The sequence below is a fragment of the Metabacillus idriensis genome (genome assembly GCF_050483325.1).
GTDB classification, from domain to species: Bacteria; Bacillota; Bacilli; order Bacillales; family Bacillaceae; genus Bacillus_P; species Bacillus_P idriensis_A.
The window spans coordinates 52,380-75,781 of sequence record NZ_JBCMYF010000024.1; the positions used below are offsets into that span (position 1 = coordinate 52,380).

Genomic DNA, 23,402 nt, shown 5'->3' on the forward strand with positions numbered 1-23,402 from the left:
ACTTAAAAAACGAGGACTGGCCTCGTTTTTTAAGATGCTTTACAGCCGCATCCCCCGCCTGAGCCGCATCCTCCCCCGCAGCTTGATCCGGTATCGAAAAATGGATTGCCTGTTGGCACTTTGATATTCTGTGAAACGGCTCTGCCAAGCTGGACGCTTATTTCATCCAGCAGCGACTGAAGCTCCTTCTCTGCCTTTTTAAAAGCAATGACTGCTTCATGAAGGTCAAGCTCTCGCTTTGCTTCCCTCATGACCTTGGTGATTTCCTTATAATCAGGATGATATTTGCCAAACCGCTGGACATCCTCGTATAAGTCCTTGATTTCTATAAATTTGGCGATCACCTTTTGTGCAGATTTATCTTTCTTTAATGTATTTAAAGTGCGGCGATAGTCTTCCGCAATTTGTGACTCAACAACTAACGACCCAAGAAGCTCAGCTTCGTCGATTAAATTGACGCTTTCTATAGTAGCAAACATAGACGGCATCACCTCCAGCTATATTTTAACATGTTTTTGCCGGAATGGTAAATGCTAGCGTCTCACTGAACCGTAACATTCCACGTTTTTTTCAAATGATATTTCGAAGAATCATTGTGCAGCAGTTCAAGAGAAATCGTATGTGTCCCTGTTTTTAAACCTTTAATAATAAATGCTGCTGTATGTATTTCATCCGTTTTTTTTCCGTCAACATACAGATTCATATATCCTTCGCCATTTATTTTTTTCCCGTGTTCATTTGAAAAAGTAAAATTGGGAACAAAGCACTCTATGTACACATTTTGCCCTTTAATATGATGATTGACATAAAGCTGTCTTCCTGTCTGAGCACCCGCTTCCATTGCATCCCTTTTTGCAATGCTGATTTCCATCGGAACGGCATCTCCCTCTGGACGTGGTTTTTCATTTGTGCAGGCTGTTAAAAATACAAGAAACAAAATCAGCATTAAAAAGTGTTTCATCAATGACAACGCCTCCTTATGGAGGTAGTTTCACCAGTTTTATTCCAAATATGTTTTCAGCAGACTAAAAAAGAAAGTCATGGCTGTGACTTTCTTTTTTGTCAGTCCTGCTGTCTCATTGACTGAAACATCCCAAGCATCATGGAAGCCATCTGCACTGAATTTGAAAATTGGGCTACTTTATGCGGTATGGTTTTTTGATAATAATTCATCATCGCAAGCTTCATGGATTCGGTATCTTGAGGATTTCTGGCAAGCTTTCTGTACCATTGGGGCTGTTCACGCAAAAATTTCTTTAATTCATTGTCTGCTGCAATCATTTCCTGAATTTCTTTTCTCATGCTGTCTCTCCTGCTCAATCTTTTCTGAAGGAAAAGGGATTGCCTGGTGTTTTCGACTGATTAGATGATGAGCCTTTTGTAAGCCCAAAGGTTGAAAATAAATTTTGAATGGATGAAATGGTGTTGTTCATGTTGTACAAATGCTGATTCATTTGATTGGCGTCCATGCCTTTTACAGCCGTCATCATCCTGGACATAAAATCAGACTTCTCCTCTGCTGCAGTTTCCGCCTTATCTGCATCATCTCTGTACTTTTCCCATGAAACATCATTTTCACCAAGCAAATACCAGTCTTCAAATAATTCCTGCCATTTCTTCTCGCCTTTTCTGACTTCAGTAATCAATTTAGGATGTTTTTTAACAAATTCTTTAAATTGTCCAATTGAAGGATGTTCTTTTTTTTCTGTCATTAACTGATCACCTCTGCTTACCTTCGCCTACTATATTTTATTGAATCGTCTAAAAACGGTTCGCCCATTTTCGCTCTTTACCCTTTTCTGCACAGATTATTGATAAAATCCTGATTGCACAATATTTGGAAGGACTGATAAGATGAAGTGGAGAATAGAAAGGATTGGGTGAGAGATGGAACAGGAAGAACTGATGCGCTTATTTACGGAATTAAATGAAGAAGATTTTCCCGTTTTAAAGCTGTTTCTTGAAGGCCTTAAAAAGAAAGCGGGTAAAGAAAATGGATCATACATAGGTGCATTGCTTCATGCACAAGGCGAATATTCCGAAAATCAATTTCTATTAACCATCCCCAACACGGCAATTATTCAGAACTCCCTGAATATCGTACATGGAGGAATTACAGCTACACTGCTTGATTCAGCAATGGGATCGCTTGTCCATCACGTTTTGCCTGAGCACCTTGCCGCCGTTACTTCTGAAATGAAAATTAATTATGTTGCTCCAGGAATTGGCAATGAACTGAAATGTGTAGCCTCACTAATCCATAAAGGCAGCAAAACGGTTGTGACTGAGGGAAAAGTCTTTCGGGATGACGGAAAATTGATGGCTCATTGTACAGCGAGCTTTTTTATCATCGATCGTCCTAAACGATAAGTAAGGAGAAAGAAATGTTCCCATTTTTTAAAAAGACGTGCTATTTCTGCAAGAAATAATCCAAGAACACAGAAACGTATATTGGTGATAAACAAGCTGAAATTCAAGTTTGTCATCTCTGTAAAGGGTATGCTGAGAGACGTGCTTACAAGAAAAGCGCAAGTGCCCGTTTAGCTCCGACGAACAGATAAGGATCCGCCTGCCAATACTTTCGGATCCGTTCTGGCCGAGGAATTGGGCGCTTGCGCCAGACATCTAACCGCATACTTTCTTATCTAATAAAAACGCCTGATAAAAAGCATAAGCAGCCTGCATCCATTCACAAAAAAAGAAAATGTCAATCAGCAAAAAGACACCCGCTTGGATGTCTTTTTGCTGTGATTATCATTCATTAAATGGTCTGATGAAATTTTGTGTATAATAGAGCTCATTTACACCAACACCGAGCCTTGTAAAATCTGGATTTAACAGTGTATCACGGTGTCCTTTGCTGTTCAGCCAGCCTTCAACAGCCGCTATTCCATCGATATATTGGGCTGCAATGTTTTCTCCAGCTGTCTGATAAGCTACTTCTCCTTCTTTTAAACGGTCTGCAAGCGACCCTGCGGTAGGCGATTCATGTGAAAAATAGTCATTGGAAAGCATATCATTGCTGTGCGAAAAGGCGACCTCTGAAGTCATTTGATCCCATTCTACGGGAGGAACATCGTGACGGCTACGAATCATATTAGTAAGATCAAGAATTTGATTTTCTGCTCCCATTTCTACAGCCTTCCATTCTTCTGCATTAAGCTCTTTAGGCTGAATCAGTTCTCCGCGGTAAACAACTTCATACGGACGCTGCTTAACAAGTGTTTCTTCATCTAAAGCTCTGATACTTGATAGTTCGCCATCAAATTTATCTAAATAAAGCTGAACATACACATTGCCCATTTTTACGATTGGCCTTGTGTTCATATCCTCTTCAGACATTTCAAATCGATAGGAATTGCCGTCAAAATCAATGGAGATACTGGAAGAAATCGAATTAGTCTTAAAAACCTCCCCGACAGGCTGCCCAAGTTTATAAGGCTTCACATTCACCTCAGAGCCGATTGCATATACCGTGACGACTTTCTCATTAAGCACACCCACTTGAAGGTACTGCTGATCATTCTGGTTATAAATCCACCATTCGTAGTCATAGGATGAAGGATCTTTCCTTGCAGGTTCCCCAAGTGTTTCAAGGATCTCACCCGATGATTTTCCAACAAAAGAAAGAACGCCTGAATCCGGCATATTTAATTCTTCATTTGATTCATTTGCGATTTGTTCATTTTCATCTATTTGTTTAATCGGTTCATTATTTCCATATTGAATAAAAAGAATATAAGTAATAAAAATAATCAGCAATAAAAAAATGGTTTTTAATATACTGCTCAGTTTAAATCCCTCCAGGCCACTCATTTCTACCATTATATGAACCATTAGATTCATTATACTACTAAACAGTATTTCACAATATTGGCAGATAGTATATCCTTTTATAGGTCATTTAATCAAAAATAGCAGCATTTTTCAAATAAGATGTTCATTTTAAACTTTTATAAGTTCTATTTCCAGCAGGAGTCAAATCCCTTCTACTTGAATTCCGCTTATGGCTTTTACCATTATCCCACAAAAAACATGGTTTGCGAAAATAGCAAAAAAACATGCCCTATGATGGCATGCTCTTTAACAGCTTAGTGAAGCTGATGATCATCCTTTTCAGAAATTGTCGTTAATGCAGAGCCAGCCTGCTGGTCTGTCAATTGATTCAAGGACAGATCCCCAAGCGATACCATTCCAACGATATGTCCATCTTCTACAACAGGAAGCCTTCTGATCTGATGCTCTGCCATGAGCTGTGCTGCTTCATCTGCAGATGCATCCGGACTGATTGTGAATATGTGATCGCTCATCACTTTTGTCACTTGATAAGAACCGGGGTGTTTTTCTGCAATCCCTCTAACAACCAAGTCACGATCCGTAATCATCCCGAGCAATTGATCGTTCTCAATGATCGGAATGGATCCCACATTCCATTCTTTCATTTTAACCGCTACTTCGTAAACATTATCAAGCGGTGTGCATGCCTGGATGTCATTAGACATAATATCTCGAACCTTCTGCATAAAAAAACCTCCTTAGAAGTAAATAAAAATCATCTTTCTGCTAAAATAGTTTGACCTAAAAAAAGATAAAGATGTAAATTATCAGGTAAAGATTGAAAGTTCCATGCATTCGTACTATGATTGAAGTGGAGTTCATTAAAGCGCTTTACTAATGAAAATGCCGTTATAAGGTTTTAGGAGGGAATACATAATGAAATTAGAAAACACTGGACTGGATGGTCTGACAGTAGAATTAGCAAGACTTGATGAAATTATGGATGAGCTTGGCATCGTCCGGGCTGGTCAGTGGGATTATGAACGTGTTACATATGATCGTAAATTCGAAAACAAAGGAGAAATATTTTATCTCCGCATCCCTGGATATGCAGTAGAAGGCGATATTGGCGCTAAGCATGCCGTTGTTAAGTTAATGACACCTCTTCTCGGCAAGCACTATTATCCGCACGGAGTAGAATACGGCGAAGGCGAAACGTTCCCAAATGCCGTTTTAAGTACAAGCCAGAAGCTGCTCAAACAGCTCAAAGAAGATGTCGGCCGCATCGTTTAATGATTCTGCACGCAAAAGCATGAACTGCTTTTGCTTTTTTATTTGATCAATTTATACAATCCCCCTCTTGCTTCTCATAATGAGGATGATATTTTCATAAATCTTTAAAAAACCTTTCTGCAAACCGTACTTTCGTACTATAATTTAAAGAGAAGCATTGAAAGGAGCAAGGGATTGTCTACTATACTTAATAAGCGAAATTTCCTCATTATTCTATCTGTTATTGTGATTGGACTGATCATCTATTTTCTTCTGCCCATATCGATTCCCTTGATTACGGCATTTATTACTGCGTTATTATTGGAACCTCTTATTAGGATTTTCCAAAACCGTGTAAACCTAAAACGAAAAATGGCTGTGCTCGTGACTTTTTTGATCTTTCTGTTCACCATTACCTTAAGCGGCTACTTTATTACAACTAAAGTAGTTGGCGAAGCCATTCGGACAATTGAAAATGCACCAAGCTACATAAACGAAATTACGATAGCCTGGAACAATATTGAACAACGGATTACAAACTCAGCAAAAGATCTTCCGCCTGAGTTTGTAAATGAAATCAGCAATCAGGTTGAAGAATTTCTCGAAAAAACAAAAGGCGATCTCGCAAGCTCTGTAAATATAGACAATGTCAAAAGTATCATTACAAACATTCCTAATTACATGGTAAACATGCTTGTTTACTTGATTGCCTTATTCCTGTTTATGCTCGAGCTGCCAAACCTGAAAATCCGAATGTATGGTCACATGACTGAAAATACTGCTCAAAAAGTGAACTTTATGATTACCCGCATGTCCTATGTCATTTTCGGCTTTGCAAAAGCACAGTTTTTAGTCAGCATAATTATTTTCGTTGCATCCTTTATCGGATTGCTGCTGATAGCCCCCGAAATCGCGCTTGTTATGTCCATTATCATTTGGGTTATTGATGTAATCCCTATCATAGGATCTATCATTATTATGGGTCCATGGACCCTGTATCATCTTATTTCAGGTGATCCAGTACTTGCGACTAAGCTAGGAATTCTGACGGCTGTTCTTTTGATTATCAGACGAACGATAGAACCTAAAGTAATGGGCAGCCATATTGGATTATCTCCTCTTGCGACGCTCATCTCAATGTATCTTGGGTTAAAGCTGTTTGGTGTTCTCGGTTTTTTCATTGGCCCTATGATTTTGATTGTGTATAATTCCGCAAGAGAAGCGGGCATAATCCGTTTTAATTTTAAATTTTGAACAAAAATGAAAGGGCTGAACGCTTAAAGTTCAGCCCTTTTTATATGCGATCCATGCAAATCGTTTTTTTCGATTGAATGATTTGCTCAAGCAAATCCAGATCATCTTTCGGTCCCTGAATCAGGCCTGCGTTATAGAGAGAAGAAGCTTTCAAATACCTGAAAAAAACTGCGGTTAAAACGGATATATCCATCTGCAGACCTCGTTTTGGAGGATGAGAACAGGCACTTCCTTCAGACGCCTTCTGAAAGTGGGTGATTTCGCCATCATTTATAAGATAAGTCCCGCCGTTCCAGTCTGCAAAAGAGTCATCGATGTGCAGAAAAAGCGGCTTTTCAGGAGGGACTGACATATATTGCTCTAAAAAAGATTTGACATCAATGATTCTCCCCATAATGGAAGGTTTAACCTTTGATAGAATAAAAGGGTTTTTCAATAAAAATGAAAAATGATCCTGTTCATATGTACGCCAAATCAGTTCTTCAAATTTCAATCCTTTCTGGCAGATAAAAGTCCAAAGTGATTTTTTTGCTGTATCATTAAGGGCTATGCATTCGTCGATATAAAGCTTTTGATGTTCGAGCCTGCAAATCAAGTAGCCATCTGCATTTTCATCCTTTTTAAAGTGAACAAAAACAAAATGATTTTCTTTTACTATCCCCTTTTCCCACCATTCTTCCGATCTGACTAACAAACCATTATTCTGTTTGCTGAAACAATCATACACTTCTTGCAGGAACGGCAATGCAAGAATTCCGCTGAGCTCTTTGACATTGCAGCTCCCGCTAAAGGGCCAAAGACAAAGATCTTCTTTCTTTATCGTCCACTGCTTTTCATTTGAAATGAGTTCCCAGCCGTATTTCCTGTAATAAGGTATGGAGATAGGCTGGAGATAAGAAATGGAATAGCCGCGGTGTTTCATCCATACTAAAGCTTCAAAAAGGAGCTTGTACATCTTATGCTTGCGCCGCATTTCCGGCAAAACAGAAATTGACGACAGTCCTCCAACATTCATTTTTCTCCCAGAAGAATAGATAGTAAGATTCAGGATGTCTACTTTAGCTATCAGGCTCCCGCTTTCAAAGTCACCGAGTATACTCTCTCTCTGGAAGCAGTTTATTTCTTTGCAATCGTTCTTTAATGAATATTGTGATAAACGGACAACCTCTTCAAAATCACTCTTTTCTGCTTTGCGGATCATATGGTATTCCTCTCATCTAGGCTTTCTTTTTAAGTTCCCAGGATAAAAAAACGTCCTCTTTTTTTGTACAGATCATGCCGAGTTTTTCAAAAAGGCGAATGGATTTTTTATTATGATCGATGCATTCCATGCTGATTTGAATGACCGATTTCTCACTTGTCAGCCATTCAATGACAGCTTCAATTGCTTCAAATGTTAAACTTTCTTCATCATCGATCTCCTGGATGTTGTAGCATAGTTCCACACAGCCATGCTCATCCGGCATACCCTGCAGAAACAAGTCTCCTACAATTCTCTTTTCATGATATAAAATAATGAGCCAGAGTCCCCAGCCGTATTCTTTATCATTCCTCTCGAGTCTTTCAATATAGAGCGGGAGCAATCCTTTGACAGCAGTTGAAGGCCAAGTAACAGGTATTCCAATCGGGGAGCGGCTTTCCAGTTCTTTTCTGTGAAAGACTAAAGATTTTGCAATATCTAAAGAACATGGGATAATCAGCAGCCGATCTGTTACAATTTCAATCATCTTACAGTCACTCCCTTTCGTAAACCACCTGATACTTTCATTTTATGGCCATTCTGTGCGTCCTATACTTAAAGAAAAAAAGAAACAAAAAAAAGATGTTATAGAATGATCCATTCCATAACACCTTTCACGTTTAACTAAAACCCTAAAATGGCTTTGAATACAGAGGTGGTCTCTCCGCCTTTATACTGAATATACAGCAGATAATAGACAGCCACGCCGGTAATGGCAGTAAAAAACCAAATAATGCTTGTAACCGGACCAGATTTTCTATGCTTTGACAGATTGTTTTTATAGCCTGAAATCAAGGTGATAATTCCAAATACCGCACCAATGGTAGCTAGAGTAATATGAAAAATCAGGAAAACAGTATAATAGACTTTAATGCTGTCTGGTCCGCCGAAAGCTGTGTTCCCTACAAAGACCGTTCTCGAGGCATATACGATAAAGAAGATAACAGCAAAAACAGCTGCGGTTAGCATGGCCTTTTGATGCGCTTCTATTTTGCGCTGCTTAATGAAATACCAGCCAACAGCAACAGAAACTGCACTTAAAACAATAAAGGCTGTACTAATAGTAGGTAAAATAGGTACATTCATTTTTGCAGCTCCTAAGAATATAAATTATAGATTGATAAGCAGAAAATTAGAGCGGACGTTACTTAATCGGCTGCGGAGTAAATCTTTTACTTTCCTCTAGATCATCACGCTCTCTCTCCTGACGGGCCCATTTGAAGAAAATAATCCCAAGAAGGGTTCCATAAACAAATTCCTGGATAATTTTCATCATGATGCCCCCAAGCTGCTGATCTTCAACAAGCGGCAATGTATTGAACATTTCCGGACCAGTCAAATTCAGGCCTGACAGCATGCTTGCCGGGACGCACAGTGCTAGGGCGCTCGCCCATGCGCTTGGATCAGAATACGTAGAATAGAGCGAAATATCAGCAAATATGATAAGAGCACAAGCTGGCGTGAGGAGCATTCCATTGGCGAATATGTATCCAATTTTCTTAATTCCGCCAAGCTCCCTCCATTCAGGCAATTCATTCAGCAATGGCCACCACATCAGCATCGCAGTAATGAAAATTAAAATCGTTACTGATGCGTGCAGGATATGATCAGTTTTCACAACATCAAATACAAGCGGAATATGATAAATTGAAAAAACCCCATTAAAGACAATTAAAGCTATCAGCGGTTTTGACAGAAATGAAACGATTTGCTTCACTCCCCGTCTGTAAATCATCGCTCTCCACATCCAGACCGGGATGCCATAGATCATCAGAGGCGGTATCAGCAAATATAATAGGGCCATTTGTGTCATATGTGCACTGAACATTAAATGTCCCATTAAATCCAGCGGACTGCCTTTTACTGCATATAAAAGAATCATGCTCCCAGCAAAAAGCGCTTTCTGTTTGAACGGGACAGGCTGGCTATCGTGAAATCGATTTCGAAGAGGTCCGATTAATAGAAAATAAATGCCAAGAATGACCGCAACAAACAGGAAAAAATAAGGGCTCCACATTGCTCTAAAACCAAACATTTCTAAATTTAACAATGAGTTCATCTCCTATTTCTGCTATAACTCCTGCAAACTATTATACACCTTCAATGAAGCGCTATCAATGAACGTTCTATGACATTAGAAATGCCCGGGATGATAAACTGGATATTCCCGAACAGGACAGGAAACTGCCTCTCATTTGATTAGCAATCTGCTGCATTTTCCTTTTTCAGCAAATAAAAAAACCGGCTGAGGATTCAGCCGGTTTTAGGTTTACCACCAAATGATTGTAACAAATGTCAGAACTGTCAAGAATGCTACACCAATTCCTGAGTAAAGGAAAAGCGCAGGAACTTCGTGGCCTTTATGGCTCATATGCATAAAGTAGTAAAGCTGGAAAATAACCTGTACAACAGCAAGCAAAAGGATAAACGGAATTTTGAACCATTCTGCAATGCCATCATAGCCAATTGCTACAAATGCAATGACTGTAAGGAAAATCATTAACGCAAATGTAACAACCTGAAATTTCATATCTTCTTTATTTTTCTTGCGGCGATATGCAAGATCTACTTTTGGGTTTCCTGAGTTTTGATTAGCTGCCATCAGTTTATCCCACCATTCCCATTAAGTATACAACCGTGAAAATGAACACCCATACAACGTCAATGAAATGCCAGTATAAACTTGCAACGTAGTATTTTGGTGCGTTGTATAAGTTGAGTCCTCTTTTTGCATTGCGGACCATCAATGTCGTAATCCACAGAAGACCGAATGCCACGTGGGCACCGTGTGTTCCAACAAGCGTGTAAAAAGCCGAACCAAGTGCACTGCTAGTCATTGTGAAATGAAATTCATGAATATAGTGATTAAACTCATAAATTTCAAGGGCAAGGAAGCCTGCTCCTAAAAGGACAGTGATTCCCATCCAAAGCTGCATCTTTTTAAACTGAAAGTTCTTCATGTGATACATGGCGTATACACTTGTAAGCGAACTTGTTAAAAGAAGCATGGTTGCTGCAAATACAAGCGGAAGTTCAAACATTTCCTGAGTAGTCGCTCCGCCGTTATTTGAATCTCTTAAAGCTAAAAACGTAGCAAACAGAGAAGCAAACAGGACCGTCTCTCCCCCAAGGAAAAGCCAGAAGCCTAAAAATTTATTTTTGCCTTCAAGGGTCGCCTTTTCAGGTGAGGCAGGGAACGTTTCAGCTGTTAATTTTTCCTCAACATGCATTATGCCTTAACCCCCTTATCGTTATCATCATTCATTAAATCTTCTTTGTGAATATGATAACCGTGATCATCAATGATTGAACGAAGGAACATACATCCAAGTGTAATTAAGAATCCGACAATGATAACCGGTACTCCCCATGCATAATCCGCATGATACAATAATCCGAATGCTGCAACAAACAATCCAAATGACATGATCAGCGGCAGGATGGAACCGTTAGGCATATGGATGTCTCCAAGCGGTTCAGCAGGAGTCATGCCTTTGTTTCCTTCCATTCTTTCAACCCACAAAGCGTCAAGACCGCGGACAAGCGGTGTTTGTTTAAAGTTATATTCCGGTGCAGGTGATGATACAGCCCATTCAAGGTTGCGTCCATCTCCCCAGGCATCTCCTGCTGCTTTTTCTCCTTTAATAGAAGAAATAACGATATTGTAAAGCAATACGATTGTTCCTGCAGCCATCAAAAATGCACCAGCCGTACTGATCAGGTTACCCGTTTCAAGTCCCTGTCCAGGCAGGAAAGTAAAAATACGTCTTGGCATTCCCATCAATCCAAGGAAATGCTGGATAAAGAACGTTAAATGGAAGCCCGTAAAGAACAATACAAAAGTGACAACACCAAGTTTTTCGCCGAGCATTCTGCCGAACATTTTCGGCCACCAGTAGTGCAGGCCAGCGAATAATCCCATAACAACTCCGCCTACAATAACATAGTGGAAATGGGCAACAACGAAATAGGTATCATGATACTGATAATCTGTCGGTGCAGCTGCAAGCATGATTCCTGTTACTCCGCCCATAACGAACGTAGGAATGAAAGCAACTGACCAGATCATCGGCACTGTAAAGCGGATGCTTCCGCCCCACATTGTAAACATCCAGTTGAAAATTTTAATACCAGTTGGAACGGCAATCGCCATTGTTGCTACTGCGAAGATTGCATTTGCAATTGGTCCAAGTCCCGTTGTGAACATGTGATGCGCCCACACCATGAACCCTAAAAATCCGATTAATACAGTAGCGAATACCATTGAAGAGTATCCGAATAAACGCTTTTTCGAGAAATGCGGCAATACATCCGAGAAAATCCCGAAAGCCGGAAGAATTAAGATGTATACCTCAGGATGTCCGAAAATCCAGAATAAATGCTCCCAGATAATCGTATTTCCTCCAAGCTCCGGAACAAAGAATCCAGTGCCGAATACACGGTCAAACATCATAATTGCTAAACCAACTGTAAGCGGCGGAAAAGCAAATAGGATAAGTGCTGAAGCTACAAATGTTGTCCAAGTGAACAACGGCATGCGCATGTAAGTCATACCAGGAGCACGCATGTTAATGATTGTTGCAAGGAAGTTAATACCCGCAATCAGTGTACCAAATCCTGATATCTGAAGTCCAAGCAAATAGAAATCTACTCCATGGCCAGGAGAGTTCAGTGCAAGTGAAGCGTAATTCGTCCAGCCTGCATCAGGCGCTCCATTTAAAAACCAGCTCAGGTTCAGGAAAAGTCCTCCAAAGAAGAACAGCCAAAAACCAAGTGAGTTTAAAAATGGAAATGCAACGTCACGAGCTCCGATCTGAATCGGTACGACCGCATTCATAAAACCGAAGATGAGCGGCATGGCTGCAAGGAAAATCATGGTCGTGCCATGCATGGTTAAAATCTCGTTGTAAAGGCCGGCTGCGATAAAATCGTTATTTGGCACAGCGAGCTGAATTCTTATAAGCATCGCTTCTAATCCACCTACGAGGAAGAAGAAGCCGCCGGAAATCAGGTAAAGGATGGCGATTTTTTTATGGTCTACTGTTGTTAAATAGTCCCAAAGAACAGCGCCGAACCCTTTTTTCTGAGTTAACGTACTCACAGTGTTACCTCCCTTTTAATCTGCTGAGACATCTTACTTCGTTTCGACTTTTAAGCCGCTTAAGTATTCAGTAAGTGCATCAAGTTCCTTATCATTCAGCTCAGGATACGTTTTTGTCATCTTGTTTCCCGGTTTGTACTGTTCAGGATCTTTCAGCCAGTTTCTGATATTTTCTTTATCATGAGGCAAAATGCCAGCTACTCTCGTGCGCTCTCCGAAGTTAGCTAAGTTTGGAGCTGTTCTTGCCTGTTCAGGACGCTCATCAACAGGTGTCACAGCATGACAGCCGATGCAGCTTTTTTCCTGGAATAACTTTTCACCCTGTTTAGCTAAATCTGAAGATGCAACTGCTTTGGCATTTTTCATTTCTTCAGCCCACTGATCAAACTCTTCGCGGGATTTTGTTTTCACTTTAAAATCCATTAAAGCATGTGAAGGGCCGCAAAGCTCAGCACATTTCCCGTAAAAATATTCACCAGCTTCTTCTGAACGTTTGCTGTCAAAATTAAGCCAGAACTGATTTATGTTCTCTGTGTTTGTATCCATTTTGCCGCCTGCTGAAGGAATCCAGAATGAATGTTTAACATCAGAGGCAATCAGATTAAAGTAAACCCTTTCATCTGTTGGAACAACTAAATCCTGGCTCGTGATAACCCCATGATCAGGATATTCGAATTCCCACCAGTAAAGATTCGCTCTGACATTAACTACAACCGCATCTTCAGGCTTGCGGTCCTTTTTCTCCATTGGTTTCACATCTGCAAGTTCAAATGTAGCAGATACTACTGGAACCGCTAACACAAGTAGTAAAAGAATAGGAATAACAGTCCAAATGATTTCAAGTTTATGACTTCCCTCTACTTGCTCAGGAATTTTATTTTCCTCACCTTTGCGCTGTCTGAATTTCAGAACTACATAAATGAAGATCACAGTTACGACTGCGATTACAATGACCATGATGAGCGTACTCAGCACCATTAATGAGTACTGCATATCCGCAACTTCACCAGCTGGTTGAAGAGCGGAAAGATATGGTTCACCACAGCCGGCTAAGACAAGTGTCAACATTGCAAAAATGGCAACGAGACGTAATTTTGTCAGCCTCTTTTCCATAGCTAAATCAAACCCCTCTTTCAGTAAATTAATTCCCGCAAATCACAGGAATTGATAATTCCTTCTATGTAAATTCCTAAAAGAAAGAATTCCTAACCTAGTTGATCGTGAAAAGTACCATCGCCACAAAAAGGATCGTTAAGTAATTCAGTGAATAAATAAACATCCACTTTGCCCATTTCAGATCATCCTTCATTTTCATGCCTGACAAAGCAAGCACCAGCCAGCCGATATTTAAAGCGGTTGAAAGAATAATGAAAGAAACCCCAAGCTGAAATAAGTAAAACGGCAAAGGCAGAAGACAGATCACCCAAACCATCATTTGCCTTTTTGTAATGGCAAAACCATGAACCACCGGAAGCATCGGAATGCCTGCAGCCCGGTATTCTTCCACTCTTTTCATTGCAAGTGCAAGAAAATGCGGCGGCTGCCATATGAACATGATCATAAACAATACCCAAGCTGTCACACTCAGGTCTGCATCGATTGCAGCCCAGCCGATAAGAGGAGGAACGGCTCCCGATACACTGCCTACAACAGTGTTCAGTGTATAGTGGCGTTTTGTCCACATTGTATATAAAAAGACGTATGTAATTACGCCGATCAACCCGATTAACGTAGCCGTTACAGTTGTCATCAGCAAAAGAATAAAGCCGAACGTAAGCAATAAAATACCAATCCATAAAGCTTGAATTGGGTTCATTTTCCCAGTAACTGTCGGTCTCATTTTCGTTCTTTCCATGATATGATCAATATCACGGTCATAAAAATTATTGATTGCACAAGAACCAGCAATAATTAATGCAGAACCAAGTAATACAAATAAAACACTATCTATATTCTGCAGGAAGCTTTGTCCTGTAAAATGCAAGGCCAGCCACAGTCCCGTGAAGGTAGTAATCATGTTCGAATTGACAATGCCCATCTTTATAAGACTAAGAAAGTCTTTTAGAGCTGTCGTCTCGCGGATTTCTTCAGGCCGGGTTCCGCTTAGATGTGTTTCTGATAAGGTCCTTGAATCAGGCACGTTATATAGACCTCCTTTTCCATTCTGCTTCTAATAAAAAGAATCGGCTGTATGATGGAGACTTTCTATATCATACTAAATAAAACAATATTTACAAAATGCTTCCTTCTTGATATTAAACCATAATCAGCAAAATTTTTGTGAACAAATTATGAAGAAGTTATGTCGAAATTGTGAAGCAGATGAGCAGCGCAGGTTAATTAATTGAAATGCTGTCCATTCACTGATACTCTAAAAAATGATGGCATAACTTTTTGACCACGATAACATTCTATCATAACTATTAGGAATTTTTTATAGATTATGGAATCTTTTGCGAAAAAACATGCGTGAAAGAGCCACCCATATAATTCCTTTTTAATGTGCCTGTTTTCTTACAATAATAAACAGAAATGATATCCGTCATATTTTTGTTGCCTGATCGGCAGAGACAGCCGCCAATATTTTACGCGCACTAGCTCATTTTTTGTCGATTAAGATCATACTCATACTTACGAATAAGAAGGTGAACATCTTGCAGCGAGCATTAAAAGGTATAGGCGTGCTCACAACTATCGTTATGCTTCTCGTACTATTAGGAGGAGCTTTAGTTACAAAAACAGAATCTGGAGCAGGATGCGGTGATTCCTGGCCGCTTTGCCACGGTGAACTGATTCCGTCTGAGATTACCCCGGAGCTTGTAATTGAGCTCAGTCACCGGGTTGTCAGCGGACTAGCCGGTATTCTCGTCCTTCTTTTAGCTGTTTCTTCATGGATTATGATTGGACATAAACGCGAGACAAAATTTCTTGCAGGGTTATCTTTCTTTTTCCTGATTCTGCAGGCATTAATTGGCGCTGCTGCAGTTAAGTGGGGACAGTCTGATGCCGTTCTTGCACTGCATTTCGGCATATCGCTCATATCATTTGCGTCTGTTCTGCTTCTTACTTTGCTTATCTTTGAAGTAGATAAGAAGTTCGATACAGAATCCTTGATTATTGATAAAAGAATGAAGTTTCATATGATCGGCATTATCTCTTACTGCTATCTAGTTGTTTATACAGGAGCTTTTGTTAGACATAAAGAAGCAAGTCTTGCATGTCCGAACTGGCCAATGTGCAGCAACAGGCCCTATGGTCTTCCGGCTACACTGCATGAATGGATTCAGATGGGCCACAGATTTGCTGCCGCGTTAATCTTTATCTGGGTGGCAATAGCTGCCTACAAAGCCTTTAAATACTATAAACATCAAAAAATCGTTTATTACGGCTGGATGATTGCATTTGCCCTTATTTCCTTGCAAGTAATCTCCGGTGCGCTTGTAGTGCTGACAGGTTTAAATTTAGCTGTTGCACTTGCCCATGCATTAATTATCTCTTGTCTTTTCGGTGTTCTGAGCTACTTCATCCTGCTTATCAGCAGAAACAAAATAAACCGAGAAGCACAAATGAACAAAGAGAATAAAAAAGTAATCTAAATTGGGGTTTTTCTTTTCCTTAAATAGTATGACGAAGCCAGCCAACTCCTATCGGCTGGCTTTTTTGCGATTAATTGTTATCTCCAGCCTTATCAAAAGTTTATGACTTCCATAAAACGCATCTCCGCTGGTTTTTGATTTTAAAAGAGATGATTTGATTCCACTTTCCTCCTCTTTTTCCAATGAAGTGACTTCCTTCCTAGCCCTGCTTTGTTTTCTCAAAATAAAAAAGCACACCAAACGGTATGCTAAATTACTGTTATTATTTATTAAACTTTCAGCTCGCGTCTTTTGTTTACATCCCCTTAAACATTTCAATCGCTTTTTTCCTTTGCTCGCTGTGATCAACTGCAGGCGCAGGATAGTCCTCACCAATCCTGCAGTTCGCCTGTTTCTGCTGATCTTCATTCATTTTCCAAGGTTCGTGAATGAATTTGGCATCGACATCTTTTAGTTCCGGTACATATTTCCGGATGTATTCTCCATCATGGTCGAATCTTTTTGACTGTGTGACTGGATTAAACACTCTGAAATAAGGCACTGCATCTGTACCGACTGAAGCGGCCCACTGCCAGCCGCCGATGTTGGATGCAGGCTCATAATCTACTAGCTTTTCCGCAAAAAATTCTTCCCCCAGGCGCCAGTCGAGCAGATAATCCTTCGTTAAAAAAGAGGCAGTAATCATTCTTAACCGGTTATGCATCCAGCCTTCAGCGTTCAGCTGCCGCATTCCCGCATCTACAATTGGAAAACCAGTCTTACCGTCGCACCAGGCTTTTAACCGCTCGTTATTTCTGCTCCAGTTTATATTGCGGTATCGTTCATCTGCTTCTTCAACCGCACTGTCTGGAAATTGGACATAGACCATATTATAAAAATCTCTCCAGGCAAGTTCTTTTAGAAAGGTTTCCTTGCCGCTGTCCTGATTTCCCTCAATCTGAGAAATATAATGATAAGCCGTTCTAATAGAAATGGCTCCCGTTTTTAAATACCTGGAAAGCTTGCTTGTCCCGTTTAAAGCGGGAAAATCCCTTTTTTTATGATAATCCACTAATCGATCGGCAGTGAAATGTTTTAACGATATTAAAGCAGCTGCCTCTCCTATGTCCTCCCGTATTTTAAAATCTCCAGCTATTTCTTCAAGCTCGCGGCTTCCCTCTGCAATTAATTTTTCAAACCTGACAGCGTGTTCAGCAAGTGTCTTTACATTTATTTGGAGAGGCCTGCTCTTATCAAGCTTTCTCCACGCCCTGTAATAAGGAGTAAAAACTTTATAAAACTCTCCATTCTGCTTTTTCACTTCATGTGCACCGTGAAGAAAATGATCCTGGAACGTATAGGCTTTTCTATTTTTACCATGAATTAACTTTATGACCTTATCATCGCGTTTTTTTCCGTAGCCCGTTTCATCTTCATTGAAAAAAAACATCTCAATCTCGGGAATGTTATCTAGTAAAAAAGCAAAGACCTTATCTGTCTCTCCTGATAAAAGGTGAAAGGCAATGTTTTTCCTCTCACATTCTTTCATGAATAAAGATAATGTCTGGAAAAAATACTGATGCCGCTTATCTAAGCTGTCACTCAAAAAGTGAGGATTCAGCTGAAAAAACAATAACAATCTTGCATCATTCTTTTCTGCCCACTTCAGCGCATTTGAAAGAGCTGTATGATCCTGAAGTCTTAAATCCCTGCGAAACCAAACTGCCGCTGTTTTCATTTTTTCACCTCATTCTAAATCATAGCGAGTTCAAGTCAATTATGAAAGAATGGATGGGTTTTTGTATGCTGCAAATGCATGTTAAACCAAAACAAAAAGACAGCCCGGAGGCTGTCTTTTAATGACTGATTTCAATTAATAAATCTCCAGTTTGAATGGCTTCGCCGTTTGATACATGAATATCCTTGATTGTTCCTGAGAAAGGTGCCTGAACGGTTGTTTCCATTTTCATTGCTTCAGTCAGGAGCAAATGATCGCCCTTGCTGACTTTTTCGCCTTTTTCAACCAAAACCTTGATGACCGTGCCAGGCATTGTCGCACCAATATGATCTTTATTGCCTTTATCTGCTTTCATTTTCGCAGTAATCGTCGCTTTAATGTTTTCATCACGGATAATAACCTCGCGGGGCTGGCCGTTTAATTCAAAGTAGACGACGCGTGTTCCGTCAGGCTGAGGCTCACCGATAGATACAAGTTTTACGATCAGCGTTTTTCCCTGTTCGATTTCAACTTCAATTTCTTCGCCAAGTCTCATTCCATATAAGAATGTCGGTGTATCAAGAACGGAAATATCCCCGAACTGTTCAAATGTCTTTGCATAGTCCATAAACACTTTTGGATAAAGGGCATGAGCAATCGCATCAAAGCTTGTTACTTGTCGGTTTAAGCTATGGAACAGCTCTTCTTTTAATGCACCAAAATTGACCGGCTCAAGCAGTTCACCAGGTCTGACCGAAATCGGCTCGCGTCCTTTTAATATAATGCGCTGAAGTTCTTTTGGAAAACCGCCGTGAGGCTGTCCGAGATATCCTTCAAATAATTCAACAACAGAATCCGGGAAATCAAGTGTTTCTCCGCGCTCATAAATATCATCTTCGCTTAAATGATTTTGGACCATGAAGAGGGCCATGTCGCCGACTACTTTCGAAGAAGGCGTTACCTTGACTAAATCTCCAAACATATCATTTACGCGGCGATACATCTCTTTTACTTCGTTCCAGCGGTCATCAAGTCCAACAGCTTTTGCCTGCTGCTGAAGATTGCTGTATTGTCCGCCTGGCATTTCATGCATGTACACTTCTGAATGAGGCGAATTCATACCGCTCTCAAAATCCTGATAATAATGGCGCACGCCTTCCCAGTATTGAGACAGTTCTTCTAATGCTTCAATATCGGCTTTTGGCCGGTGCTCCATTCCTTGCAGGGCATGGTAGAGAGAATTGGCGCTCGGCTGTGAAGTTAATCCGGACATAGAACTCAAAGCTACATCCACCACATCGACACCGGCTTCAATTGCTTTGGCGTATGTGAAAATGCCATTTCCGCTCGTATCATGTGTGTGAAGATGAATTGGAATGGAAATCGTTTCTTTTAAAGCAGAAATCAGATCATAAGCGGCCTGAGGCTTAAGCAAACCTGCCATATCCTTAATACCCAATATATGAGATCCTGATTCTTCCAGTTCTTTAGCCAGATTTTTATAATATTCAAGATCATATTTCCGGCGGGAAGGGTCTAAAATATCTCCTGTATAGCAAATCGCAGCCTCGGCAATTTTATTTGATTTTCTGACCGCTTCAATTGCAGGGCGCATTCCTTCAACCCAGTTCAGGCTGTCGAAAATACGGAAAACATCTATTCCTGCATATGCGGACTTTTCAACAAATTCTTCAATGACATTATCCGGATAATTTTTATAACCCACTGCGTTAGATGCACGAAGAAGCATTTGCAGGAGGATATTTGGAACTTGCTTTCTGACTGTGAGCAGTCTGTCCCACGGATCTTCTTTTAAGAAGCGGTATGCTACATCAAATGTTGCTCCGCCCCACATTTCCAGTGAAAATAAATTAGGAAGAAGCCTTGCTGTAGGTTCAGCGATATGCTTAATGTCATTCGTTCTTAAACGTGTTGCAAGCAGGGACTGATGTGCGTCACGGAATGTTGTATCTGTTAACAGCACTTCATTTTGTTCTTTCAGCCATCTCACAAGACCTTCGGGACCCTGTTCATCAAGAATCTGCTTTGTTCCGTTTGGAACCGGTTCGGAAAGTTTTACTTTTGGAATGTAGAGCTTATCGAAAACCGGCTTCTTTTTCTTTTCAATGCCCGGGAAGCCATTAACTGTTACATTTCCAATGTAGGAAAGCATTTTTGTTCCGCGGTCTTTTTTCTTTGAAAATACGAACAGCTCTGGTGATGAATCAATGAAAGATGTATCGTATTCACCGGACATGAATTTCTCATGTTTAATCACATTTTCTAAAAAAGGAATATTGGTTTTAATCCCTCTGATCCTGAATTCTCTTAAGTTCCGGATCATTTTTGCGGCAGCCTGCTCAAATGTCAGCGCCTGTGTTGAAAGCTTAACCAGCAATGAATCATAATGCGGCGTAATAACAGCTCCCTGGAATCCGTTTCCGGCATCTAGCCTTACTCCGAAACCTCCTCCTGAGCGGTATGCCATAATTTTGCCGGTATCAGGCATAAAATTATTCAATGGATCTTCTGTTGTAACCCTTGATTGAATGGCATAGCCCGTTACTCTGATTTGATCCTGTTCCGGTATGCCAATTTTTTTGCCATGGAGAGGATAGCCTTCTGCAACCATAATTTGAGTCTGAACGATATCAATTCCTGTAACCATTTCGGTAATCGTATGCTCTACTTGAACACGGGGGTTAACTTCAATGAAGTAAAACTCTCCACCCGCAACTAAGAATTCCACTGTGCCTGCATTCACATATTCAACTTTGTTCATCAGCTTAACAGCCGCATCACAAATGTCCTGTCTTAATTTTTCATCTACAGAGACACTTGGAGCGACCTCAACCACTTTTTGATGACGTCTTTGCACAGAACAATCCCGCTCATACAAATGAATAATATTGCCGTGTTCATCACCAATAATCTGGACTTCAATGTGCTTAGGATTTTCAATAAGCTTTTCAACGTATACTTCATCACTGCCAAATGCAGCTTTTGCTTCTGATTTGGCCCGTTCATAGGATTCTTTAACAGCTGCAGCGCTGCGCACAATTCTCATGCCGCGTCCGCCGCCTCCAAGTGAAGCCTTAATAATGAAAGGATAACCATTTTCGCGGCCAAAATCGACAACATCCTCTAAGCTTTGCACAGGACCGCTGCTGCCTGGAATGACAGGAATATCTGCAAGCTCTGCCTGCTTTCTTGCTTTCACTTTGTCCCCAAACATGTCAAGGTGCTTAGATTTAGGACCAATGAAAATAATTCCCTCTTCTTCACACCTTCTAGCAAAATGAATATTCTCTGATAAAAATCCATAGCCGGGATGAATGGCATCCACATGATTGGCTTTAGCAATTTCAATAATGCCATCGATATCTAAATAAGCATCTATCGGTTTTTTCCCTTCGCCTACTATGTATGCTTCATCTGCTTTGTAACGGTGAAACGAGCCTGAATCTTCTTTAGAATAGATGGCTACCGTCCTGATATTAAGCTCCGTGCAGGCACGGAATACACGGATGGCAATTTCACCCCGGTTTGCTACAAGTATTTTCTGAATGTTTTTCTGCGACATAGGAATCCCCCTTAAGCTTCATCAATTACACTACTAAAAGTATAACACATTTATAATTAGTATAACACTTTTATTCTATTGAAATGGAACCGTATTGCTGTGTGTTTCACTTACCGGCTTCTGTTCAGTCTTCTGATAACTCGCCCGGTATTTGATAAACATTGATATATTAATGAGAAGCCCCATTGATAGCATCAATAGAATCATGGAGGAGCCTCCGTAGCTAATAAATGGAAGAGTAACTCCTGTAATTGGCAGAAGACCTGTTAAACCGCCAACGTTAATAGCTGTCTGGATTCCAATCATGCTTGAAATGCCAATGGCAAGCAGCGTGCCAAATGCATCTTCACAGTTTCTTGCAATGTGAAAACCTTTCAGCACGATAAAAGCAAGAAGGATCAGGACAAAAGCCACTCCAAAAATCCCCAGTTCTTCAGAGATGATCGCCAGAATAAAATCTGTGTGCGATTCAGGCAAATAACCGTATTTTTGTACGCTTTCCCCGAGACCAAGCCCCGTCAGGCCACCTGAACCAATGGCGTAATAAGAATTGATCAAGTGAAACCCTGAGTCTTTCGCATCTCCGAATGGATCCATAAATCCGACAAACCGGCTGATGCGCTCCGTTGTAAAAATCTTGTCCCATTTCAGCAAAAGAAGCGGACTGATTGCAGCAAGACCTGCAATACCCAAGATAATGAGCTTAAAGATGTTTTTCATGCCGAGACCTGAACATAAGACCATCGAAAGAGCGATCATCCCAATGATTGATGCCGAGCCTATGTCCGGCTGGAGAATAATCAATACACAGATAAAACCTGTAAAAATAATCGGAGGCAGCACGCCTCTTCCAAAATGATCAATATATGATTGTTTTTTTTCGTACACGGCTGCAAGGTACAAGATAACGCTCAGTTTCACGAATTCTGCCGGCTGCACTTTAAAGCCGAACAGGGAAAACCAGCTTCTTGCGCCGCCTGCAACGGAACCAAATACGAAAATAGCAAGGAGCATCAGGATGGAAAGCATAACTACTCCCCTGATAATAAAAGGACTTAAATAAGCTCTGTAAGGAAAGAACATAGTTGCCGCTAAGACTACAAACCCAATTGCAATAAAGATTGCCTGCCTTTGAAAAAAGTAATCGCTTGTATAGCCCCACCTGGCAACCGCAGAAATCATACTTGAGCTGTACACCATGACAAGACCAAACCCGCATAAGAGAATAACAGCAAGTATGAGTGAATAATCATATGATTTGAGAATTTTTTTTATCATTTTATCGCTTCCTATCGTGACTTGTTGCTGCATTCTGGATGATTTTATTTTCCTAGTTAGAAATTCTAGATTAAAGCGCAAATTCCTTCCATTTTGTTTTCATCTTCCGGACGCACGCCTTATGGTAACCCGGCAAACGTGCGTAAACAAGTTATAAAAGTATGTAGGTCTTTTGTTCTGGTATCTATACAAGGCTGTTGTTTTTTGCCGTTTTTAATGACTAGTGAGCTTTATAAAAAAACTCAAACTGTCTAATTAAACAGTTTGAGTTTTATGGTTATTTCTTTGTGAACGCCTCGTGCAATGCCGACATTTCTCTTTCGAGTGTGTCTAGGATGGCTTTGCCTTCACGCTCATCAATCAGATTAAGCCTTACAGCAAAATCAATTTCTCTTGATAGTCCAAACATTTGTGTATCTAAAACCTCTTCATAAAGAGGACATTGAGGCATCGTCAAATTGTCCATTTGGACTTGAATCAGCTTCGTAATTTTATCAGCATCTGCCTTTAAGAGCGCAAGTGCTTTTTCTCGATGATCAATCGCAATCTCAGACGCCAATTGAACCCCTCCGTTCCCGAGCGATTACCCTAATCTATCTATTAAT

At 40.4% G+C, this 23,402-nt stretch carries 23 protein-coding genes; 4 read left to right on the top strand and 19 right to left on the bottom strand.

Going from position 1 to position 23,402, the window contains the following annotated elements; all coding sequences use genetic code 11:
* Positions 1 to 29: 29 nt before the first annotated feature.
* The 4 genes from ABEQ24_RS13990 to ABEQ24_RS14005 all read right to left on the bottom strand — a co-directional run bounded on the left by ABEQ24_RS13990 (position 30) and on the right by ABEQ24_RS14005 (position 1,712).
* On the bottom strand, positions 30 to 479 hold the full coding sequence (locus tag ABEQ24_RS13990) for a YlbF family regulator (RefSeq protein ID WP_430007357.1): 450 nt from the start codon (positions 477 to 479) through the stop codon (positions 30 to 32).
* 62 nt (positions 480 to 541) lie between these two features.
* Positions 542 to 964: a hypothetical protein gene (locus ABEQ24_RS13995; RefSeq protein ID WP_430007358.1), complete on the bottom strand. Its 423-nt coding sequence runs from the start codon at positions 962 to 964 to the stop codon at positions 542 to 544.
* A 98-nt stretch (positions 965 to 1,062) separates the two neighbouring features.
* Positions 1,063 to 1,302, bottom strand: coding sequence for a YlbE-like family protein (locus tag ABEQ24_RS14000; protein WP_430007359.1), 240 nt, complete (start codon positions 1,300 to 1,302; stop codon positions 1,063 to 1,065).
* Positions 1,303 to 1,316: 14 nt separating this feature from the next.
* On the bottom strand, positions 1,317 to 1,712 hold the full coding sequence (locus tag ABEQ24_RS14005; RefSeq protein ID WP_430007360.1) for a YlbD family protein: 396 nt from the start codon (positions 1,710 to 1,712) through the stop codon (positions 1,317 to 1,319).
* A 175-nt stretch (positions 1,713 to 1,887) separates the two neighbouring features.
* On the opposite strand from ABEQ24_RS14005, the gene ABEQ24_RS14010 reads away from it, so the two are divergent.
* Positions 1,888 to 2,370 carry a PaaI family thioesterase gene (locus ABEQ24_RS14010; protein ID WP_430007361.1) on the top strand — a complete coding sequence of 161 codons (483 nt, stop codon included), beginning with the start codon at positions 1,888 to 1,890 and terminating at the stop codon, positions 2,368 to 2,370.
* A gap of 384 nt (positions 2,371 to 2,754) precedes the next feature.
* Here ABEQ24_RS14010 and ABEQ24_RS14015 read toward each other — a convergent pair whose 3' ends face one another.
* Both ABEQ24_RS14015 and ABEQ24_RS14020 read right to left on the bottom strand, forming a co-directional pair.
* A complete protein-coding gene (locus ABEQ24_RS14015; protein WP_430007438.1) occupies positions 2,755 to 3,792 on the bottom strand; it encodes a CAP domain-containing protein in 1,038 nt (345 codons plus the stop codon).
* A 299-nt stretch (positions 3,793 to 4,091) separates the two neighbouring features.
* Positions 4,092 to 4,523, bottom strand: coding sequence for a CBS domain-containing protein (locus tag ABEQ24_RS14020; protein WP_430007362.1), 432 nt, complete (start codon positions 4,521 to 4,523; stop codon positions 4,092 to 4,094).
* A 190-nt stretch (positions 4,524 to 4,713) separates the two neighbouring features.
* Here ABEQ24_RS14020 and ABEQ24_RS14025 point away from each other — a divergent pair, with 190 nt between their 5' ends.
* Together ABEQ24_RS14025 and ytvI are read left to right on the top strand one after the other, a co-directional pair.
* Complete coding sequence (locus ABEQ24_RS14025; protein ID WP_430007363.1) at positions 4,714 to 5,070, top strand: YugN family protein; 357 nt, start codon at positions 4,714 to 4,716, stop codon at positions 5,068 to 5,070.
* 174 nt (positions 5,071 to 5,244) lie between these two features.
* A complete protein-coding gene (ytvI, locus tag ABEQ24_RS14030; protein ID WP_430007364.1) occupies positions 5,245 to 6,303 on the top strand; it encodes a sporulation integral membrane protein YtvI in 1,059 nt (352 codons plus the stop codon).
* A 40-nt stretch (positions 6,304 to 6,343) separates the two neighbouring features.
* Here the strand turns inward: ytvI and ABEQ24_RS14035 are convergent, their stop codons facing one another.
* From ABEQ24_RS14035 to cyoE, 9 genes are all read right to left on the bottom strand, one after another.
* Complete coding sequence (locus ABEQ24_RS14035; protein WP_430007365.1) at positions 6,344 to 7,504, bottom strand: GNAT family N-acetyltransferase; 1,161 nt, start codon at positions 7,502 to 7,504, stop codon at positions 6,344 to 6,346.
* Positions 7,505 to 7,520: 16 nt separating this feature from the next.
* The gene (locus ABEQ24_RS14040) at positions 7,521 to 8,030 is read right to left on the bottom strand and encodes a GNAT family N-acetyltransferase (RefSeq protein ID WP_430007366.1); all 510 of its coding nucleotides are present in this window, start codon (positions 8,028 to 8,030) and stop codon (positions 7,521 to 7,523) included.
* A 137-nt stretch (positions 8,031 to 8,167) separates the two neighbouring features.
* The gene (locus ABEQ24_RS14045; RefSeq protein ID WP_430007367.1) at positions 8,168 to 8,629 is read right to left on the bottom strand and encodes a DUF420 domain-containing protein; all 462 of its coding nucleotides are present in this window, start codon (positions 8,627 to 8,629) and stop codon (positions 8,168 to 8,170) included.
* A gap of 58 nt (positions 8,630 to 8,687) precedes the next feature.
* Positions 8,688 to 9,578, bottom strand: a complete 891-nt coding sequence (ctaG, locus tag ABEQ24_RS14050; protein WP_430007439.1) for a cytochrome c oxidase assembly factor CtaG — start codon at positions 9,576 to 9,578, stop codon at positions 8,688 to 8,690.
* Between the two features lie 234 nt (positions 9,579 to 9,812).
* A complete protein-coding gene (gene ctaF / locus ABEQ24_RS14055; protein WP_430007368.1) occupies positions 9,813 to 10,145 on the bottom strand; it encodes a cytochrome c oxidase subunit IVB in 333 nt (110 codons plus the stop codon).
* A gap of 4 nt (positions 10,146 to 10,149) precedes the next feature.
* Positions 10,150 to 10,773 (bottom strand): cytochrome c oxidase subunit III, encoded by a 624-nt coding sequence (gene ctaE / locus ABEQ24_RS14060; RefSeq protein WP_133311293.1) that lies wholly within the window; start codon positions 10,771 to 10,773, stop codon positions 10,150 to 10,152.
* A complete protein-coding gene (ctaD, locus tag ABEQ24_RS14065) occupies positions 10,773 to 12,644 on the bottom strand; it encodes a cytochrome c oxidase subunit I (protein WP_430007369.1) in 1,872 nt (623 codons plus the stop codon). Before ctaD ends, ctaE begins: the two co-directional genes overlap by 1 nt.
* A 33-nt stretch (positions 12,645 to 12,677) precedes the next feature.
* The gene (coxB, locus tag ABEQ24_RS14070; protein ID WP_430007370.1) at positions 12,678 to 13,757 is read right to left on the bottom strand and encodes a cytochrome c oxidase subunit II; all 1,080 of its coding nucleotides are present in this window, start codon (positions 13,755 to 13,757) and stop codon (positions 12,678 to 12,680) included.
* A gap of 97 nt (positions 13,758 to 13,854) precedes the next feature.
* Entirely contained in the window at positions 13,855 to 14,727 is an 873-nt protein-coding gene (gene cyoE, locus ABEQ24_RS14075; RefSeq protein WP_430007440.1) for a heme o synthase, read from the bottom strand.
* A 571-nt stretch (positions 14,728 to 15,298) separates the two neighbouring features.
* On the opposite strand from cyoE, the gene ABEQ24_RS14080 reads away from it, so the two are divergent.
* Positions 15,299 to 16,240, top strand: coding sequence for a COX15/CtaA family protein (locus ABEQ24_RS14080; RefSeq protein WP_430007371.1), 942 nt, complete (start codon positions 15,299 to 15,301; stop codon positions 16,238 to 16,240).
* A 295-nt stretch (positions 16,241 to 16,535) separates the two neighbouring features.
* On the opposite strand, the gene ABEQ24_RS14085 is transcribed toward ABEQ24_RS14080, so the two are convergent.
* The 4 genes from ABEQ24_RS14085 to ABEQ24_RS14100 form a co-directional block, all read right to left on the bottom strand.
* The gene (locus ABEQ24_RS14085; RefSeq protein WP_430007372.1) at positions 16,536 to 17,957 is read right to left on the bottom strand and encodes a cryptochrome/photolyase family protein; all 1,422 of its coding nucleotides are present in this window, start codon (positions 17,955 to 17,957) and stop codon (positions 16,536 to 16,538) included.
* A gap of 118 nt (positions 17,958 to 18,075) precedes the next feature.
* Positions 18,076 to 21,519: a pyruvate carboxylase gene (pyc, locus tag ABEQ24_RS14090; protein ID WP_430007373.1), complete on the bottom strand. Its 3,444-nt coding sequence runs from the start codon at positions 21,517 to 21,519 to the stop codon at positions 18,076 to 18,078.
* A gap of 75 nt (positions 21,520 to 21,594) precedes the next feature.
* Positions 21,595 to 22,797 carry an FtsW/RodA/SpoVE family cell cycle protein gene (locus ABEQ24_RS14095; RefSeq protein WP_430007374.1) on the bottom strand — a complete coding sequence of 401 codons (1,203 nt, stop codon included), beginning with the start codon at positions 22,795 to 22,797 and terminating at the stop codon, positions 21,595 to 21,597.
* Positions 22,798 to 23,074: 277 nt separating this feature from the next.
* Positions 23,075 to 23,356, bottom strand: coding sequence for a YlaN family protein (locus ABEQ24_RS14100; protein ID WP_070879036.1), 282 nt, complete (start codon positions 23,354 to 23,356; stop codon positions 23,075 to 23,077).
* Positions 23,357 to 23,402 lie beyond the last annotated feature (46 nt).